Source organism: Bradyrhizobium sp. U531, from assembly GCF_051710265.1.
GTDB lineage: Bacteria > Pseudomonadota > Alphaproteobacteria > Rhizobiales > Xanthobacteraceae > Bradyrhizobium.
Genome location: NZ_JASVEN010000014.1, coordinates 134,798 through 150,690 on the forward strand (window position 1 = coordinate 134,798; position 15,893 = coordinate 150,690).

Annotated in this window: 15 protein-coding genes; 6 read left to right on the forward strand and 9 right to left on the reverse strand. The window is 64.5% G+C overall.

The genetic code is table 11. The features are described 5' to 3' along the window. Positions 1-65: 65 nt before the first annotated feature. Both QRQ56_RS37160 and QRQ56_RS37165 read left to right on the forward strand, forming a co-directional pair. Positions 66-299 carry a NepR family anti-sigma factor gene (locus QRQ56_RS37160; protein WP_438746682.1) on the forward strand — a complete coding sequence of 78 codons (234 nt, stop codon included), beginning with the start codon at positions 66-68 and terminating at the stop codon, positions 297-299. Next, on the forward strand, positions 299-847 hold the full coding sequence (locus QRQ56_RS37165; protein WP_084251855.1) for a sigma-70 family RNA polymerase sigma factor: 549 nt from the start codon (positions 299-301) through the stop codon (positions 845-847). Before QRQ56_RS37160 ends, QRQ56_RS37165 begins: the two co-directional genes overlap by 1 nt. 89 nt (positions 848-936) lie before the next feature. Here QRQ56_RS37165 and QRQ56_RS37170 read toward each other — a convergent pair whose 3' ends face one another. The 8 genes from QRQ56_RS37170 to QRQ56_RS37205 form a co-directional block, all read right to left on the reverse strand. Further along, a complete protein-coding gene (locus QRQ56_RS37170; RefSeq protein ID WP_438746684.1) occupies positions 937-1,650 on the reverse strand; it encodes a nitroreductase in 714 nt (237 codons plus the stop codon). Between the two features lie 171 nt (positions 1,651-1,821). Then, on the reverse strand, positions 1,822-3,066 hold the full coding sequence (locus tag QRQ56_RS37175; protein ID WP_438746686.1) for an acyl-CoA dehydrogenase: 1,245 nt from the start codon (positions 3,064-3,066) through the stop codon (positions 1,822-1,824). Positions 3,067-3,202: 136 nt separating this feature from the next. Next, positions 3,203-4,447, reverse strand: a complete 1,245-nt coding sequence (locus QRQ56_RS37180) for an acyl-CoA dehydrogenase (RefSeq protein ID WP_438746689.1) — start codon at positions 4,445-4,447, stop codon at positions 3,203-3,205. 119 nt (positions 4,448-4,566) lie between these two features. Continuing rightward, a complete protein-coding gene (locus QRQ56_RS37185; RefSeq protein ID WP_438746691.1) occupies positions 4,567-5,694 on the reverse strand; it encodes an acyl-CoA dehydrogenase family protein in 1,128 nt (375 codons plus the stop codon). 153 nt (positions 5,695-5,847) lie between these two features. Continuing rightward, positions 5,848-7,719 carry an AMP-binding protein gene (locus tag QRQ56_RS37190; RefSeq protein ID WP_438746693.1) on the reverse strand — a complete coding sequence of 624 codons (1,872 nt, stop codon included), beginning with the start codon at positions 7,717-7,719 and terminating at the stop codon, positions 5,848-5,850. 43 nt (positions 7,720-7,762) lie between these two features. Continuing rightward, positions 7,763-8,569: an enoyl-CoA hydratase/isomerase family protein gene (locus tag QRQ56_RS37195; protein WP_438746695.1), complete on the reverse strand. Its 807-nt coding sequence runs from the start codon at positions 8,567-8,569 to the stop codon at positions 7,763-7,765. A 187-nt stretch (positions 8,570-8,756) separates the two neighbouring features. Beyond that, positions 8,757-9,515, reverse strand: coding sequence for an SDR family NAD(P)-dependent oxidoreductase (locus tag QRQ56_RS37200; RefSeq protein ID WP_438746697.1), 759 nt, complete (start codon positions 9,513-9,515; stop codon positions 8,757-8,759). Between the two features lie 55 nt (positions 9,516-9,570). Beyond that, complete coding sequence (locus QRQ56_RS37205; protein WP_438746699.1) at positions 9,571-10,173, reverse strand: TetR family transcriptional regulator; 603 nt, start codon at positions 10,171-10,173, stop codon at positions 9,571-9,573. Between the two features lie 213 nt (positions 10,174-10,386). Between QRQ56_RS37205 and QRQ56_RS37210 the strand changes: the two genes are divergently transcribed. Both QRQ56_RS37210 and QRQ56_RS37215 read left to right on the forward strand, forming a co-directional pair. Beyond that, positions 10,387-11,559 (forward strand): acetyl-CoA C-acetyltransferase, encoded by a 1,173-nt coding sequence (locus QRQ56_RS37210; RefSeq protein ID WP_438746701.1) that lies wholly within the window; start codon positions 10,387-10,389, stop codon positions 11,557-11,559. Positions 11,560-11,660: 101 nt separating this feature from the next. Next, positions 11,661-13,205: an acyl-CoA synthetase gene (locus QRQ56_RS37215; RefSeq protein ID WP_438746703.1), complete on the forward strand. Its 1,545-nt coding sequence runs from the start codon at positions 11,661-11,663 to the stop codon at positions 13,203-13,205. Between the two features lie 139 nt (positions 13,206-13,344). On the opposite strand, the gene QRQ56_RS37220 is transcribed toward QRQ56_RS37215, so the two are convergent. Beyond that, positions 13,345-13,887, reverse strand: a complete 543-nt coding sequence (locus tag QRQ56_RS37220) for a methylated-DNA--[protein]-cysteine S-methyltransferase (protein ID WP_438746705.1) — start codon at positions 13,885-13,887, stop codon at positions 13,345-13,347. A gap of 134 nt (positions 13,888-14,021) precedes the next feature. Here QRQ56_RS37220 and QRQ56_RS37225 point away from each other — a divergent pair, with 134 nt between their 5' ends. Together QRQ56_RS37225 and QRQ56_RS37230 are read left to right on the forward strand one after the other, a co-directional pair. Continuing rightward, positions 14,022-14,840: an alpha/beta fold hydrolase gene (locus QRQ56_RS37225; RefSeq protein WP_438746706.1), complete on the forward strand. Its 819-nt coding sequence runs from the start codon at positions 14,022-14,024 to the stop codon at positions 14,838-14,840. Positions 14,841-14,842: 2 nt separating this feature from the next. Then, the gene (locus tag QRQ56_RS37230) at positions 14,843-15,655 is read left to right on the forward strand and encodes an alpha/beta fold hydrolase (RefSeq protein ID WP_438746708.1); all 813 of its coding nucleotides are present in this window, start codon (positions 14,843-14,845) and stop codon (positions 15,653-15,655) included. Positions 15,656-15,893: the final 238 nt, after the last annotated feature.

Sequence of the window (15,893 nt, forward strand, 5' to 3'; positions counted from 1 at the left end):
GGCTCCCGGTTGAGAAAACTTCTCGAATTTACAGTCACTTAACTCGGGGAAACGTGGAACAGGTCATGAAAGATCTCAAGTCTCAAGCCAGCAGAAGCACGACCCCCGGCAAGGGAGGGCTCACTCCGGAGATTCAATCCCGGATCGGCCATCAGTTGCGTGCCATGTACGACGATGTCGTACGACAGGGGGTTCCGGATCGGTTCGCCGAACTGATCAAGAAGCTTGATGCGCCGGGGGCAGCCCCCCAAATGGGCGATGAGGGCGGATCCAACGACAACAACAATGGGAGGGATTAATGCCTCTCACGGACTCCCTGCGTAACGACATCCTGGCGGCCGTGCCGAGCTTGCGCGCGTTCGCCATTTCGCTCAGCGGCAATGCGGACCGCGCCGACGATTTGGTGCAGGAGACGCTGCTCCGCGCGCTCGCCAACATCGACTCGTTCCAGCCCGGCTCCAACCTGCCGGCGTGGCTGTTCACGATCCTGCGCAACCTGTTCCGCTCGGACTATCGCAAGCGGCGGCGCGAGGTCGAGGATGCCGAAGGCAACTACGCCAAGACGCTGAAGACGCAACCCTCGCAGAATGCGCATCTCGAGTTCGAGGAATTCCGCACGGCGCTCGAGAAGCTTCCGCAGGACCAGCGTGAAGCGTTGATCCTGGTCGGCGCCTCCGGCTTCTCCTACGAGGATGCCGCCTCGATCTGCGGCTGCGCCGTCGGCACGATCAAGAGCCGCGTGAACCGCGCCCGCTCCAAGCTGGCTGCGCTGCTCTATGTCGATGGCGCCGAGGATTTTGGCCCAGACGAGACCATACGGGCCGTGATCGGCGGCAGCGGCGGCTGACGACCGGCGCCAATGTGGCTCAGATGAATATGAAGGCGGTCGTTTGCACGGCCGCCTTCATGCGTCTGCAGCACGGATGAAACGCTAGGTCACTTGTCCACGAAGGTCACGGTATCGGCCACGCTCGCCCGGGAGGTGCGGTAGCTGTTGACCTTGTGCGCATTGTCGGCATAGCCGAACGAGATGCCGCAGACGACGCGGCGATCTTCAGGCAGGTTGAAGTGGCGGCGGATCAGGCCGGAGTGGCGCGCGAGCGCCGCCTGCGGGATCGTGCCGAGCCCGAGCGCCTGCGCCGCCAGCATGAAATTGCCGACATAGGCACCGCAATCGATCGCACCATAGATGCCGAGCGGCTCGTTGGTGTGGATGATGGCGACATGCGGCGCGCCGAAGAAATTGTAGTTCTCCAGCGCCTGCTTGGCGTATGCCATTTTATCACCGCGGGCGATGCCGAGCGTGTTGTAGAGCTGGAAGCCGCTTTCGCGGCGGCGTTCGAGATAGACGCCGACATATTCGCGCGGCGGAGTGAAATCGTAATCGTCGCCAAGGCCGCCCGAGGCCTCCTTGTAGATCGCCTGCCGAAAGCGCTCCTTGGCCTCGCCGCTGGCGATGATGACCTGCCAGGGCTGGCTGTTGCACCAGGACGCGGTGCGCTGCGCGGTGGTTAGCACATGCTCGATGGTGGCGCGGTCGACCTCCTTGGGAAGGAAGGCGCGAACCGAATAACGCTCGTTGAGGAGCTCTTCGAGCACGCCGATGCGGTCTTCGTTGGAATGGCGGGCGTTGGGCACTTTGGCGTCCATGATAATCTCGCTTTCGTGCCCCGGACGCGACGCAGCACCATAAGTGCGTTTACGCACGTCTTCGACACGCTATGGTGATGCGGCGCAGAGCCGGGGCCCATTGTTGCATTCTGGGCCCCGGCTCTGCGGAGCGGCACTTCGCGCCGCACCGCGTCCGGGACACCCAACCTCTCATGTGCCCTTGGTCGGGATCTTGTTATAGGGCACGTCCTTGTCGACGCGGATGTCGCCGGGCAGGCCCAGCACGCGCTCGGCGATGATGTTGCGCAAGATCTCGTCGGTGCCGCCGGCGATGCGCATTCCCGGCGAGGACAGAAGCATCTGCTGGAACTGGCCCTGCGTCGTCTCCTCGTCCACGCCGGTGAGCGCGCCGGCCGCACCTTGCAGGTCCATGGCGTAGGTCGCGATGTCCTGAAGCATCATGCCCGAGACGAGCTTGCCGATTGAATTTTCCGGACCCGGCCGCTCGCCCTTCGACAGCGCCGAGATCGCGCGGTAGCTGGTGTATTTCAGCCCGCTCGATTTCACCGCCCAACTCGCGAGCTTGGACCGCACGGCGGGGTCGTCGATCGCAAGCCCGTCCTCCAGCATCAGGTTCGAGCAGAACTCGAACAGTTCGGGGACACCAGTCGCAAGCCGCGCGCCGATCGACATGCGCTCGTTCATCAGCGTCGTCAGCGAGACGCTCCAGCCCTCGCCGACGGCACCGAGACGCTGGCTGTCCGGGATCACCACGTCGGTGAAATAGACCTCGTTGAACTCCTGCATGCCGTTGGCCTGCTTGATCGGTCGGACCTCGACGCCTTTGCTCTTCATGTCCAGGAAGAACATGGTGAGGCCCTTGTGCTTGGGCACGTTCGGATCGGTGCGGGTAATCAGCAGGCCGTAATCGGAGTAATGCGCGCCGGAGGTCCAGATCTTCTGGCCGTTGATGATCCAGTTGTCTCCCTGCTTTTCCGCGCGGGTGCGCAGGCCCGCGACGTCGGAGCCGCCGGCGGGTTCGGAGAACAATTGGCACCAGATCTCCTCGCCGGAGGCGAGCTTCGGCAGATAGCGACGCTTGTGCTCCTCGCTGCCCCAGGCCATCACGGTCGGGCCGCACATACCCTCGCCGATCTGGAACGGCTGGGTCAGCTTGCCGTAGACGCCTTCTTCCTGCTGCCAGATCACCTTCTCGATCGGGGTCGAGCCACGGCCGCCATATTCCTTCGGCCAGTGCAGGCAGGCCCAGCCGCCCTCCGCCTTCTTCTTCTGCCAGGCCTTGCCGACCTCGACCATGTCATGCTTTGCGAGCCGGATCCGGCCGAGCGAGGATTTCGAGAGCTCCTCCTCGAACTCCTTCGGCGCATTGGCGTCGATCCATTTGCGCGCGGTCTCGCGGAATGCAGCTTCTTGCGGGGTGTCGTCGAAATTCATCTTCGAACTCTCCTCTCTCGTGCCCCGGACGCTGCGCAGCGCGAAGCGGTGCGCTGCAGAGCCGGGGCCTATTTGCAGCCTCTGGGTCCCGGCTCTGCGGAGCAGTACTTCGTACCGCACCGCGTCCGGGACACGATCAGCCCCTTCCCTTCGTCGGGATCTTGTTGAACGGCACGTCCTTGTCGACACGGATATCGCCGGGCAAGCCCAGCACCCGCTCGGCGATGATGTTGCGCATGATCTCGTCGGTGCCGCCTTCGACGCGCGTGCCCGGCGCGCGCAGCAGCATGGCCTGGAAGCGGCCGGCCAGCTCGGCATCCTCGCCGCTGACGACGCCGCTCGCGCCCTGCAAATCCAGCGCGTAGGTCGCGACGTCCTGGATCATCGAGCCCGCCACCAGCTTGCCGATGGAGTTTTCCGGCCCCGGCCGCTCGCCCTTCGACAGCGCCGAGATCGCGCGCATGCTGGTGTATTTCAGTCCGCTCGCCTTCACCGCCCAGTTGGCGAGCTTCGAGCGCACCGCGCGATCCTCGATCGCGGGGCCGTCGTCGAGCATCAGGCTGGAGCAATATTCGAACAGTTCGGGGAAACCGGTCGAGACCGCCGCGCCGATCGCGCTGCGCTCGTTCATCAGCGTGGTCAGCGAGACGTTCCAGCCGTCACCGACCTCGCCGAGGCGCTGATGGTCGGGGATGCGGACGTCAGTGAAATAGACCTCGTTGAAGTCGGAGGCGCCGCTCGCCTGCTTGATCGGCCGCACCTCGACGCCGGGGCTCTTCATGTCCAGGAAGAACATGGTGAGGCCCTTGTGCTTGGGAACGGTCGGATCGGTGCGGGTGAGCAGGATGCCGTAGTCGGAATAATGCGCGCCCGAGGTCCAGATCTTCTGGCCGTTGATGACCCAGTCGTCGCCGTCCTTCTCCGCGCGCGTGCGCAGGCCCGCGACGTCGGAGCCGCCGGCGGGCTCCGAGAACAGCTGGCACCAGACCTTCTCGCCGGAAGCAAGCGGCGGCAGATAATTGCGCTTATGCTCCTCGCGGGCGAACGCCATCATGGTCGGCCCGCACATGCCGTGGCCGATGATGAACATGCGGGAGAGCTGGCCGAACGGTCCTTCTTCCTGCGACCAGATCACGCGCTCGATCGGCGACGAGCCGCGCCCGCCATACTCCTTAGGCCAGTGCAGGCAGGCCCAGCCGGCATCGGCCTTCTTCTTTTGCCAGGCCTTTGCGACCTCGAGAATATTGGCGTTCTTGAGCACGGTGCGGCCGAGCGAGGATTTGCGCAGCTCCTCCTCGTACTGCTTCGGCGCATTGGCACCGATCCAGGCGCGGGCGGTGGCGCGGAATTCGGCTTCCTGCGGGGTGTCGTCGAAGTTCATGGTCTATCATCCCTCGCCGGTGTCGTAGGATGGGTAGAGCGAAGCGAAACCCATCTCTTAGACCACCCGCGTTATGATGGGTTTCGCTACGCTCTACCCATCCTACAAATCATCGATCGTTAAGCCGCGTTCTTCTTCCGCATGCGGTCGATCAACTGGTCCTCCCAATAGGACAGGCTGCCGAGGCCGAGCGCCATCGCGTTGGCGCGGCGGTAGTACATGTGACAGTCGAACTCCCAGGTGAAACCCATGCCGCCGTGAACCTGGATGTTGTTCTTGGCGCAATGCTGAAACGCCTGCGTCGCGCTGATGCGCGCGGCGGCCGCGGCTTCCGGCAGCTCGGCTGCATTGGTCGAGAGCGCCCAGGCGCCGTAATAGCTGTTGGAGCGCGCCAGCGTCGCCGACACGTACATGTCGGCGAGCATGTGCTTGACCGCCTGGAACGAACCAATCTGGCGACCGAACGCGATCCGGTCGAGCGCGTAATCGCGGCCCATCTCGAGCGCCCGGTCGGAGCCGCCGACCTGCTCGAACGCGCAGAGCACCGCGGCGCGGTCGAGCACCTGAGTCAGAATGCTCCAGCCTTCGCCGGCAGCCCCAAGCGGCTCGGCTTTGGCGTCCTTGAAGGTGATCTCGGCCTGCCCGCGGGTCGGATCGAGGTTGGTGAGGCTCTTCACCTCGACGCCACCCGCCTTGAGATCGACCAGGAACAGCGAGATATCAGCCTCGCGTCCGCTCGAACCGTTGCGCGCGGCAACCACCGCGAAGTCGGCAATCGCGCCGTCGGCGACCGGCTTCTTGACGCCGTTGAGCACGCCGTTCGCGGCCGTGAGCTTGACGTTCTTCGGCGCCGGATTGCCCTTGCCCTCGAACAGCGCCAGCGTGCCGATCGCTTCACCGGAAGCAATCGCCGGCAGCCACTTCTTCTTCTGCGCATCGCTGCCCGCGATCAGCAGCGCTTCGGCGGCAAGATAGACGGTCGAGGAGAACGGCACCGGCGCGTTGGCCCGGCCCATCTCCTCGGCGATCACGCAGAGCTCGAGATGGCCGGCCCCCGCGCCACCGAACTCCTCGGGGATCGCGACGCCGAGGAAGCCCATCTCGGCGAGGCCCTTCCAGAGCTCCTTGTCGTAAGGCGCCTTGCCGTCGAGCACGACACGCACCGCCTTGGGCGAGCACTTCTCGGCGAGGAACTTGCGCGCCTGATCGCGGAGCTGCTTCTGGTCGTCGGAGAAGTCAAAGTTCATGGCGGCCTCTTATTCGTTGTCATTCATTATTGCCGTCATTCCGGGATGGCCCGAAGGGCCAGGCCCGGAATCCATAACCCCGGCTGGTGGTTATAGATTCCGGGCTCGCGACTTCGTCGCGCCCCGGAATGACGAGGTGAGAGAGTTGCGCACTCATCGCAGCACGATCACATCCTGGTCGGGCTTGTCGGTATAAAGCCGCGCGACCAGCGCAGCGCGGCGTTCGAGGCCTGCGCGCTGGTTGATGTAGCCCTTGTCGGTGAGCTCGTTGCCGTCGATCGAGGGCGGCTCGACCATCAGCATCGCGCGCGCGATGATGCGGCTGCTGGCGCCCTCGCATTCCCGGTTGTGCGCCTCCAGCCCGCGCTTGAAGCAGGCGATCACCTCGGGATGCTTCACGGCGTCCTCGAAGCTGAGATCGGGACCGCCGACGAGTTGGCGGCAGGCGTGCAGATTCGGCCAGGCCAGGAGGCCGATGAACGGGCGATCCTGCCCTGCGACCAGAGCGTCATGCACGACAGGCGTTGCCGCTGCGATCGCATCGGTGCGGAGCGAGCCGACATGCACGAAGGTGCCCGTGGTGAGCTTGAAGTCCTCGACCACGCGACCGGCAAAGATGATGCCCTTCACCGGATCGGCATCGTCCACGAAAATGCCGGCGTCGCCGATGCAATAGAACCCTTCCTCGTCGAACATCTTCTTGGTCAGATCCGGTTGACCGAAATAGCCCGGCGTGACGTTGACGCCGCGCAGGCGCAACTCATATTTCGAGCCGCACGGCACCATCTTCAACTCGACACCGGGGAAAGGCAGGCCGATCAGGCCGACGCGCTCGGTGTCCCAATAGGTGCCGGTCGAGGTCGGCGCGGTCTCGGTCGAGCCCCAGCCGGTGTAGAACACGATGCGCTCGCCGGTGGTTTTCACGGCGAGGGCCTGCATGCGGTCGTAGAGATCGTCGGGCAGGCGCGCGCCGCCATAGGCCATGATCGAGAGATTCTTGAAGAAGGAGCGGCAGAGCGCGTCGTCCTTCTCCATGGCAGCGGCGAGCGCGGCATAGCCGGCCGGCACGTTGGCGTAATAGGTCGGCGAGATCTCCCGCAGGTTCCGCAGCGTCTCCTCGAACTGGCCGGGCATCGGCCGGCCGTCGTCGATATAGAGCGTGCCGCCGTCGACCAGGATCGGGTGGAATGCCGCATTACCGCCCATGGTGTGATTCCACGGCATCCAGTCCAGCATGGTCGCGATCGGACCATCGGGCGAGCGCGGACGAACCTGCATCATCATCGCAGCATTCGCGCACATCATCGCCTGCGTGTTGATGACGGCCTTGGGCATGCCGGTCGAGCCCGACGTGAACAGCAGCTTGCCGACGGTCTGCGGCGTGATCTTCGCGATCGAGGCTTCGACGTCCTTCGTCACCGGCGTCGCCGAAAGATCGGCGAAGCTGACGCTCTTGATGCCGTCGCAGGGCCGCGCGACGTGAACCACAGTGACGCCGGAGAGATCCAGCGCCTTGAGCGCCTTCTCGAAGGTCGGGCCGTCCTGCACCATCACCACGCCGGGCTTGATCAGGTCGAACAGGTACTTCAGCTTGACGTGATCGTGGCTCATCAGCGAGTAGGCCGGCGACACCGGCGCAGCCGGCGAACGCGCTTGCATCGCGGCCTGCGTCATCAATGCATGCTCGATTGAATTGCCCGAGAGGATCGTTACCGGGCGACCATCGAGTCCGAGATTGAGCAGGCCCTGCGTCAGCGCGTCCACGGTGCGCTTGGCTTCGCCGTAGGAGACCCTGCGCCACTCGCGGTCGGGACCGCCACGCTGCGCCAGCCAGATGCGCTCGGGCGCTTCCCTTGCCCACTTCGCCAGCGACGCCGGAATGTGGGTCTCGTAAGTCTGCAGCGGAATGCGCGACTTCAGCACCACCGTGCCGTCGCCGCGGCGCTCGACGTCGATGTCGCGCGCGAGCCACTCGATCTTGCGAAAGGCGGGCTTCGTCATCACGGCCGCCGCGCTTCCACTCATTTTGCGTCTCCCGGAATTATTGTCCTTTGCGGATCGTTCTCGTTCAGCGCTTGATATAGACAGGCTTTCGCTTCTCAAGGAAGGCCCTGATGCCTTCCGAAAATTCCTCGGAACGGCTGCACAGAACCTGGTTGCGATCTTCCATCGCGATGACAGCTTCCAGCGATCCCGCATCGACGCTCATGTTGAGGCATTCCTTGGACAGCCTCAGCCCCACGGGCGAAGCTGTCATCATCGCCTCGACATAGGGCTCGGCCGCATCATCGAGCTTGTCCTCGTCGACCACTTCCGTGACGAGCCCGACCGCCAGCGCGCGCTCGGCGCCGATGAAGCGCCCGGTGAGAATCAGCTCGGAGGCGACGGAGACGCCGACGAGCCGCGGCAGGAAATAGCTGGTGCCGATGTCACAGCCGCCGAGACCGAGCTTGATGAAGGCGCAGTTCATCCGCGCCGATCTCGTGGCGATGCGAATGTCGGAGGCCAGCGCCAGCGCAAAGCCGCCGCCGGCGGCCGCGCCCTGCACCAGCGCCAGGATCGGCTGCGGGCAGCGCCGCATCAGCATCACGATGTCGGCGATGCGCCGCTGCGAGTCCAGGGACTCCGTGACACCGGGCGGCTCCTGCTGCCCGGCGCGGCGCGTCATCGCAGCCTTGAGATCGAGGCCGGCGCAGAAATTCTTGCCGGCACCCTTGAGCACGACCACGCGCGTGTCGCGGTTGCGCTGCAGCCCCTGGAAATAGACGTTGAGTGCATCGATCAGCGCAGGATCGAGCGCGTTGAGACTATCAGGACGGTTGAGCGTCACCCGGTCGACGCCGTCGTCATGCTCGATCAGCAGCGGTTGGGACATGGGTGGCCTCTTATGTCCGCGCGTGAGATGGCTGTTATTGCGCCCTCTCGCCTTGTGGGAGAGGGCATGCACATCGTTGCAACTACTCACTAGGGTGAGGGGTCTGTCTCCGCGGATGCAAACCCCTCATCCGGCGCGCTTACGCGCGCCACCTTCTCCCACAAGGGGAGAAGGAAGAGCGCACCGCCTACCGCGGCGCCATGCGGATGGCGCCGTCGAGACGGATGGTCTCGCCGTTCAGCATCGGGTTCTCGACGATATGCACGGCGAGCGAACCGTACTCCTTGGCATCGCCGAGGCGCGAGGGATGCGGCACCTGCGCGCCCAGGCTCTTGCGGGCTTCCTCGTTCAGGCCCATCAGCAGCGGCGTGAAGAACAGGCCGGGCGCGATGGTGTTGACGCGGATCTTCTGGCTGGCGAGGTCGCGCGCGGCCGGCAGGGTCAGGCCGACGACCCCGCCCTTCGAGGCGGAATAAGCGATCTGGCCGATCTGGCCTTCGTAAGCAGCAACCGAAGCGGTGTTAATGATGACGCCGCGCTCTTCACCGACCGGCTCGATGGTGACGAGACGCTCGGCGAACAGCCGCAGGCAGTTGAAGGTGCCGATCAGATTGACGTTGATGATGCGGGCGAACTTCTCGAGCGGATAGACGCCGTCGCGGCCGACGATGCGCTGCGAGCCGCCGATGCCGGCGCAGTTCGTCAGCACGCGGGCCACGCCGTGCGCGGCTTCGGCCTTGGCGATCGCGGCCTTGATCTGCTCTTCGCTGGTGACGTCGGCATGCAGCGCGACGCCCTTCACTTCGGCAGCGACCTTCTCGGCATTGTCCTTGTTCTGGTCGATGACGCCGATCTTGGCGCCCTTGGCCGCCATGGCGCGGGCGGTGGCTTCACCGAGACCCGAACCGCCACCGGTGATGAGAACGGCTACGTCTTTCAATTCCATCGCTAATACCTTTCCTTGGACGTTTCTTCTCTAGACTTGAAGAGGTGCGACCGGATTATCCGGCCGCGGCAGCTTCCCCGGCTTGCGTGAGGATGCCGCCGCAGATCAGCGTTTCCATGTGCTTGATATATTGCCGGCAAACGTCATCGGTGACCGGACCGACGCCGGTCGCGCGGGACATCGCGTGCCGGCCGAAGAACAGGTGATCGCAGGCACCGATCAGGCTGGTGTAGAACAGCACCGGATCGGTGGCGCGGAATTCGCCGCGGCTGACGCCCTCGGCGAGCAGGCGGCGGTGAAAATCCAGCAGCGGCGCGACGAAGAACTTCGAGACTTCGTCCGCGGAGCCGGCGCTGGTTTCATGCAGCAGATAGTGGATCAGCCGGTTCATGTAGGGGAACCGATGATAGGCGCGGATGATGCCGGCGATGTGCAGCTTCAGCTTCGCCGTCGAATTGATCGGCTGCGCCAGCAGATATTCAAGATTGGACATCTCGGTGGCAGCATCGCGTGCGAGCAGCGCCAGCAGCAGGCCGTCCTTGTTGCCGAAATGATATTTGACCAGCGCGGCGTTGGCGCCCGACTTCTGGGCGATGTCGGACAGCGAGATCTCGATCGAGGAGCGCTCGATCATCAGCTCGCTCGCGGCCACGAGCAATTTCTCCGCCGTGGAATTCTTTCCGCTCGGGAGCCTGTTCGGTACGCCAGTAGTCACGGAGATCCCTGTTCTCGCCGCTGAAGCGGGCCGCAGATAAGCCGAAGCAGCGCCTCATCACAAGAGTTAATTGATCGATTGACTAAATGATATCCCGCCCCTTAAATCCGCGCCGACAACCCAATTCAGTTCAAAACAATCATGGGAGAGACCGACATGGCCGAGGCTTATATCGTCGCCGCCGCGCGTACCGCGGGTGGGCGCAAGGGGGGCCGCCTCGCCGGCTGGCATCCGGCCGATCTCGCCGCCAAGGTGCTGGACGAGCTGGTCGATCGCACCAAGGTCGATCCGGCCCTGGTCGAGGACGTGATCATGGGCTGCGTGATGCAGGTCGGCGAGCAGTCCAACAACGTCGCGCGCAACGCCATCATGGCCTCGAAGCTGCCGGAGAGCGTGCCGGGCACCTCGATCGACCGCCAGTGCGGCTCCTCGCAGCAGGCGCTGCATTTCGCGGCACAGGCCGTGATGTCGGGCGCCATGGACGTCGTGATCGCCGCCGGCGTGGAATCGATGACGCGCGTGCCGATGGGCCTGTCCTCGCAGCTCGCCGCCAAGAACGGCTTTGGCCATTACAAGAGCCCGGGCATCGAGGCCCGCTATCCGAACATCGTGTTCAGCCAGTTCACCGGCGCCGAGATGATGGCCGAGAAGTACGGCCTGTCGAAAGATGATCTCGACGAATACTCCTACAACAGCCATCAGCGCGCGATCGCGGCGACGCAGGCCGGTCACTTCAAGAAGGAGATCGTGCCGCTCGAGATCACCCGCGCCGACGGCAGCAAGGACACCCACCATATCGACGAGGGTATCCGCTTCGATGCCACCCTCGACGGCATCAAGGGCGTCAAGCTGATCGCCGAAAACGGCAAACTCACCGCGGCCAGCGCCAGCCAGATCTGCGACGGCGCTTCCGGCGTGATGGTCGTCAACGAGCGCGGCCTCAAGCAGCTCGGCGTCAAGCCGCTGGCGCGCATCCACCACATGACCATGACCGGCGGCGATCCAATCATCATGCTCGACGCGCCGCTGCATGCCACCAAGAAGGCGCTGGAGAAGGCCGGCATGACGATCGGCGACATCGACCTGTTCGAGGTCAACGAAGCCTTCGCCTCGGTGCCGACCGGCTGGCTCAAGACCACCGGCGCCGATCCGGCGCGCCTCAACGTCAATGGCGGCGCCATCGCGCTCGGCCATCCGCTCGGCGGCTCCGGCACCAAGCTGATGACGACGCTGGTCCACGCCCTGCACCAGCGCGGCAAGCGCTACGGCCTGCAGACCATGTGCGAAGGCGGCGGCATGGCTAACGTGACGATCGTGGAGCGACTGTAAGAAGAAAAGCGAAGAACAAATGGCGAGTGGTGAATGGTGACAGGGAGCGGCTTCCGCCCCTATCGCCATTCACCGCTCGCCTCTTTTTTTGAGGAAGCGCCATGACCCACCCGTCCGTGTACGCCAAGACCACGCCCGACAAGATCGCCTATCAGATGGCCGGGACCGGCAAGGCGATCACCTATCGCGAGCTCGACGAGCTCTCGAACCAGGGCGCGCAGCTGTTCCGCTCGCTCGGGCTCAAGGCTGGCGACCACATCGCGCTGTTGATGGAAAACCGCCTCGCCTTCATGGAGCTGTGCTGGGCCGCGCAGCGGAGCGGGCTCTATTACACCGCGATCAGCCGCTATCTGAAGCAGGACGAGATCGACTACATCATAGCCGATTGCGGCGCCAAGGTCGTGATCACGACGCCGAAATGCGCCGACCAGATCAAGGGCCTGATCAAGGGCACGGCCGGCGAGCCGATCTTCTACATGATGGACGAGCCGCTGCCGGGCTTCCGCTCCTACGACAAGGAAGCAGCCAGCCAGCCGACCACGCCGATCGCGGACGAAGTCGCCGGCTACGACATGCTGTATTCGTCGGGCACCACCGGCCGCCCGAAGGGCATCAAGAAAGACTTCGAAGGCAAACCCATCGACGAGCCGAACGCATTCCTGCGCGTGCTCTGCGCGGACATGTGCGGCATGAATGCCGACAGCACCTACCTCTCGCCGGCGCCGCTCTATCACGCCGCTCCCTTGCGCTTCAACATGATGGCGGTCGTGCTTGGCGGCACCTCCATCATCATGGAGCATTTCGACGCCGAGGAGTTCCTGAAGCTGGTCGAGAAGTACAAGGTCACGCAATCGCAGCTGGTGCCGACCATGTTCGTGCGCATGCTCAAGTTGCCCGACGAAGTTCGCAGCAAGTACAACGTCTCGACGCTGAAAGGCGCAATCCACGCCGCCGCGCCCTGCCCGGTCGACGTGAAAGCAAAAATGATCGAATGGTGGGGCCCGATCCTGATCGAGTATTACGCGGGATCGGAGGGTAACGGCGTCACCGTCTGCAACTCGCAGCAATGGCTGGAGCATCGCGGCAGCGTCGGCCGCGCCGTGGTCGGCAAGATCAAGATCCTGGACGAGAACGACGAGGAGCAGCCGGTTGGCGAGATCGGTACCGTCTACTTCGCCGACGCGCCCGTTTTCACCTATCACAACGACCCCGAGAAGACGAAGAAGGCCTATAATGCCAAGGGCTGGTCCACGCTCGGCGACGTCGGCTATCTCGACAAGGACGGCTTCCTGTTCCTCACCGACCGCAAGTCCTACATGATCATTTCGGGCGGGGTGAACATCTACCCGCAGGAGACCGAGGACGTGCTGATCACGCACCCCGAGGTCGCCGACGTCGCCGTGTTCGGCGTGCCGAACGAGGAGATGGGCGAAGAGGTGAAGGCCGTGGTGCAGCCGCACGACATGAGCCGCGCCGGCAAGGCGCTGGAGGCGGATCTGATCGCCTACTGCAAGACCCGCCTCTCCGCAATCAAGTGCCCGCGCTCGATCGATTTCGAGGCCGAGCTGCCGCGCACGCCGACGGGCAAGCTGGTGAAGCGGCATTTGCGCGACAAGTACTGGCCGAAGACGACGGCGAAGATTTAACGAAGGTCTCGTGTCCCGGACGCGGTGCAGCGCGGAGCGGTGCGCCGCAGAGCCGGGACCCATCTAGCTAGGATACTGGGCCCCGGCTCTGCAGTGCGTCACTACGTGCCGCACTGCGTCCGGGGCACGAGACCCCGCCTCAATCGAACAAGCTCGGCGTGTGATTCACCAGCGCGCCTTCGATCTCGAGCATCTTCAGCTTCGTCACCACGCCGCCATTCGCCGAGAATCCGCCCGGCTTGTTGCCGGCCGCCAGCACGCGATGGCAGGGCACGACGATCGGGCACGGGTTGTGGCCGAGCGCCTGACCGACATCGCGCGACAGCTGGACGCCGCCGAGCTGTTTGGCGATGTCGCCATAGGTGACGGTCTTGCCCGGCGGAATGGCGCGGGCGATCGCGTAGACACCGCGGTTGAAGTCCGGCACCCCGTCAAGATCGAGTTCGATATCGGTGAGGTCGTCAGGCTCGCCCGCGAGCAGCTGCACGATACGGTCGATCGCCTGCTGTACCTCGGCCGTCGGCTCGGCTTCAGTGGCCTCATTATGACGCTGGCTGATGCGGGTGCGGATCTTCTGCTCGCCGCCCATCGGGAGCTGCGTGCCGTTGATGCCGCGCGGGCCCCAGGCGATGGCACAGAGGCCGATCTTCGTGTCGAACAGGGCGAAATGCTGGTCGGTCATGGTCTGGTTCCTGGCTCGCGTCCTTCGCATGCCCCCAATGTGATCTCTGCTCGAATGTAGGCTTGGAAATAGTTGCGATCCACCCGGTTTCCGGGAATCTTGCACAGGAGTTCCGCCTGCCCCGCGAGTCCCGAATGCAAAGCCTCCACGTCAACGGTTACGACATGCCCTATCTCGACGTGGGCGAAGACAGGGGCCGCCCGCCGCTGGTCTGCGTGCACGGCTCGCTCAACGACTTCCGGGTCTGGGGCTGCGTGCTCGGCCCGCTGTCGCAGCGGCATCGGGTGATTGCCGTCAGTCTGCGGCACTTCTTCCCGGATCGCTGGGACGGCCTCAGTGACACCTATTCGATTTCCCAGCATGTCCAGGACGTCATCGCCTTCATCGACAAGCTCGACCTCGGGCCCGTCGACCTGATGGGCCATTCCCGCGGCGGGCACATCTCTTTCCGCGTCGCGCAGGCGCGCCCCGATCTGTTGCGCCGGCTGGTGCTGGCCGAGCCCGGCGGCGAGCTCGACGCCAGCCTCGACCCCGATTATGTCGGCGGCCCCTCGCCGCTGCTGGCGCGCTTCACGGCTTCGGCCGAGAAGATCGCGGCCGGCGATGTCGACGGCGGGCTCACCGTGTTCGTCGACACGCTGGAAGGCCCCGGCACCTGGCCGCGGCTGCCGGCGATGGTGAAGCAGAATTTGCGCGACAACGCCATGACGCTGATCGGCCAGGTTCGCGACAACCGCCCGCCGTTCTCCAAGGCGGATGCGGAGCAGATCAGAATGCCGACGCTGTTCATCCTGGGGGCGCGGACCAAGGGCCTGCTGCCGAAGGTGCTGCATGCGCTCGCGGCGCACGTGCCCTATTCCAAGACCGCGGTCATCCCGAACACGACGCATCCGATGTTCGAGCAGGCGCCGCAGAAATATTCCGAAGTCGTCCTCGATTTTCTGGCGAGCTGACCATGCAGACATTCCACGTCAACGGTTACGACATGGCCTATCTCGAAATCGGAGACGGCCATCCGCTGGTCTGCGTGCACGGCACCCTCGGGGATTTCCGAACCTGGTATGCGGTGCTCGGGCCGTTGTCCAAGAACCATCGCGTGATCTCGGTCAGCCTGCGGCACTTCTTCCCCGAGCATTGGGACGCCGTCGGCGACAACTACAAGATGGCGCAGCACGTCTCGGATATGATCGCGTTCGTCGAGCAGGTTCAACCGGGCCCCGTCGACCTCATGGGCCATTCCCGCGGCGGCCACATCGCGTTTCGCGTCGCGCAGGCGCGGCCGGATCTCGTGCGAAGGCTGGTGCTGGCCGAGCCCGGCGGCGACCTCGATACCAGCCTGCCGCTGCCGGAAGGCACGCCCGCGCATCCGCCGCTGGCGGCGCGCACCGCGCGCTCGGTCGAGATGATCCGCGCAGGCGATCTCGAAGGCGCGCTGCAGAATTTCTACGAAGGCATCGAAGGCGACGGCTCCTGGCGGCGCGTGCCGGCGGCGGCCAAGCAGCAGCTCCGCGACAACGCGCTGACCTTCCTCGGCCAAATCAACGAGCAGCGCCGGCCCTACACGCTCAGCGATGCGCAGGCGATCAGGACGCCGACCTTGCTGATCGGCGGCGGCGCCACCACCGGCAGTCTCTCGGTGATGTGGCGCGTGCTGGCGGAGCATATTGCTGGCGCCAAGACCGCGGTGATCCCGAATGCCGGCCACTGGATGTTCGAGCAGGACCCGCTGGGATTCGGCGAAGTGGTGAGCAGGTTTTTGGCGGAGTAGGTCTCTTCTTCCCTTCTCCCCTTGTGGGAGAAGGTGGCGCGAAGCGCCGGATGAGGGGTTCTGTCCGCGGTCACATCTCTAACCGAGTCTGCGGAGAAATACCCCTCACCCAAGTGAGTTCGTATCTGCCAGCGGTGCTGCCCTCTCCCACAAGGGGAGAGGGCACGGCAACTGTCCAGACCGGATAGATAGGTAACAAAGTAGACCGGATGGATGGGTGACAGTTCTCTGTCGGCTG